This window comes from Mycobacterium sp. (genome assembly GCF_050701675.1).
Taxonomy (GTDB): Bacteria; Actinomycetota; Actinomycetes; order Mycobacteriales; family Mycobacteriaceae; genus Mycobacterium.
Genome location: NZ_JBOGDD010000757.1, coordinates 1 through 2,279, shown reverse-complemented (window position 1 = coordinate 2,279; position 2,279 = coordinate 1). Strand labels below are relative to the sequence as shown.

The 2,279-nt window shown below is 66.7% G+C and carries 4 protein-coding genes and 1 pseudogene; all 5 read right to left on the bottom strand.

From position 1 onward, the window contains the following. On the bottom strand, positions 1–262 hold a 262-nt coding region (locus ACRDUX_RS23165), incomplete at its 3' end, for a hypothetical protein (protein ID WP_526416903.1). A 158-nt stretch (positions 263–420) separates the two neighbouring features. Further along, positions 421–591, bottom strand: a pseudogene (locus tag ACRDUX_RS23160) (flavodoxin family protein); the annotation flags it as partial. A 41-nt stretch (positions 592–632) separates the two neighbouring features. Beyond that, the gene (locus tag ACRDUX_RS23155; RefSeq protein ID WP_526416905.1) at positions 633–1,055 is read right to left on the bottom strand and encodes a tetratricopeptide repeat protein; all 423 of its coding nucleotides are present in this window, start codon (positions 1,053–1,055) and stop codon (positions 633–635) included. Between the two features lie 50 nt (positions 1,056–1,105). Beyond that, positions 1,106–1,840, bottom strand: a complete 735-nt coding sequence (gene dapB / locus ACRDUX_RS23150; protein WP_526416901.1) for a 4-hydroxy-tetrahydrodipicolinate reductase — start codon at positions 1,838–1,840, stop codon at positions 1,106–1,108. A gap of 147 nt (positions 1,841–1,987) precedes the next feature. Continuing rightward, a partial coding sequence (locus ACRDUX_RS23145; RefSeq protein ID WP_526416899.1) for a PucR family transcriptional regulator occupies positions 1,988–2,279 on the bottom strand: 292 nt, incomplete at its 5' end.

Below are 2,279 nucleotides of genomic sequence, written 5' to 3'. Positions count from 1 at the left end.
CGCCAACCGCAAGTGTGCCGATGGCCACCAACTGGTCGATGGTCAACCCTCCGAGCACGCCTGTGGACGGGGCGAAACAGGTCGTCCACGGTGACCTCGGGCCTTCACCCACGCAGATCCACTCGTCCGGAAGATCCGATCGCGAGACCCCCGTCACGTCACCCACGAATCGGTACACGAAGGAATAGCCGGGGGGCGTCACCACACCGGTGTCACCGATGTGCGCGGCGGGGTTCGACGTGCCATACGCCAACCAGGTCATGCCGATCCCGAGAACAATCAAGACTCCAGCGAAGACCGCGACCGGCATTCTCGGCTTCCAGATCATCGTTGCGACCCGCCGAGCGTTGATGGGCCGTCTTCGCCGTTCGGACATCAGCACGGCCCCGAGCTAGTAGCGGGGTATCCGCCTGAATACTGCTTGAGCGCGCCGCTCATGTAGCCCAGGTTCGCCGGCGTGCCGAGGAGATAGCCGTCGGCTTCCAGCATGTCGGTCGGTGAGACCGAAAGTGCCGGTCGCCGAACGACTTCCACGTCCTCGATCTCGGGATCGGTGGCGCCGGAGAGGACTGCTTCGAACATCTCCTGCATGTATGGGGACGGGGTGTGGTGGACGATCAGCAGGGTCTTGCTCACGGCTGCCGCTCCTCCTGCATCGCAACGGCCTTCTTCATCGTCTCCCTGGCCCGGCCCCGATCGCCCGCGTAGTCGTAGGCACGGGCGAGCCGATACCAGCGGCGCCAGTCCTCGGGATTCTCCTCCACCTCGGTCCTGACGGTGTCGAACAGCTCGTCGGCGGCGCCGCGTTCGATGCGCCCCGACGGCCTGCGCGGTAACGCGCTGACGTCCAATTCCATCCCCGCCTCGCGCGCGAGGCGGGCCAACCGCTGATGTGCGAAACCCGCTCGCAGCGTGGCGATCATGGCCCACAGGCCGATGATCGGAAGAACGAAGATCGCCAGCCCGAGTCCGATCGCCGCCCAGCGGCCGGAGGAGATCAGGATGACGCCGGCGCGGCCGAGCAGGACGAAGTAGACGACCATCGCCACGCACATGAAGCCGATCAGCAGCTGGATGCGCAGGGCGCGCGACCCGTCGTCCTTCTTCACAATCCCATGAGGGGTTCGATGCCGATGGTGAGACCGGGATGCTCGGCGACGTTGCGAACCCCGAGAAGCACGCCTGGCACGAACGACGTGCGGTCGAGGCTGTCGTGCCGGATCGTCAGCGTCTCCCCCTGCGTGCCGAACAGGATCTCCTGGTGCGCGACGAGCCCGGCCAGCCGGATGGAGTGCACGGGGATGCCGTCGACGTTGGCGCCGCGCGCTCCGTCGAGACCGGTGCTGGTGGCATCGGGGTTGGGTGGCAAACCCTTGCGCGCCTCGGCGATCAGCCGGGCCGTGCGCGCCGCCGTTCCGGATGGGGCATCGGCCTTGAAGGGGTGGTGCAGCTCTATCACTTCCACCGATTCGAAGAAGCGCGCTGCCTGCTTCGCGAACTCCATCGAGAGCACCGCGCCGATGGCGAAGTTGGGGGCGATCAGCACGGCGACGTCGGGCTTGTCGGCCAGCCAGGATCTGACCTCTTCGAGGCGCTCGTCGGTGAAGCCAGTGGTACCAACGACCGCGTTGATACCCGCCCCGATCAGGAACTCGAGGTTGTCCATCACGACGCTGGGGTGGGTGAAGTCGACGACGACCTCGGTCTGGCTGTCGGTGAACAGCGTCAGCGGATCGCCCGCGTCCACCCCGGCCGAGAAGGTCAGGTCGTCTGCCGCTTCGACGGCGTCGACGATCGTCGCACCGACCTTGCCCTTGGCGCCAAGCACTCCCACTCGCATGGTTGGCAGCCTACTTGCCAGTGGCATCGGGTTCGCGGCCCTCACCGGCCGGTGAGCGTGCGCCGTCGCACGTTTCACCCCGGCGTGTCGTGTACGAACACGCTCGCTCGCGGCAGGGAACCTCGCGGCAGGACTATTGCGGCGGAACTATTGCGGGAGGGCGGCTCTGGCCTTGAGGGCCAGCCACAGCTCCATCCTGTCGTCGCCGTCGTCGAGCCGCCGTCCGGTCAGTGCGGCGATTCGATCGATCCGGTTCCGCACGGTGTTGCGATGCAACGACAGGCGATGCGCCGCGGGGTCCCAAGCTCCGTTGGCCCGCAACCACTGATCCAGCGTCCGCAGTAGTTCCAGCCGATCTCGGGGGTCGAGATGGTCCAACGGCGCGAGCACCGCATCGGCGAAACCTCGCACCACCTCGGGCCTGCCCAATGACAGCAAC

What these genes read in the sequence shown, in the direction of transcription:
- dapB (WP_526416901.1), bottom strand. Translation starts at nt 1,840, where the DNA reads ATGCGAGTGGGAGTGCTTGGCGCCAAGGGCAAGGTCGGTGCGACGATC.
- ACRDUX_RS23155 (WP_526416905.1), bottom strand. Translation starts at nt 1,055, where the DNA reads ATGTGCGTGGCGATGGTCGTCTACTTCGTCCTGCTCGGCCGCGCCGGC.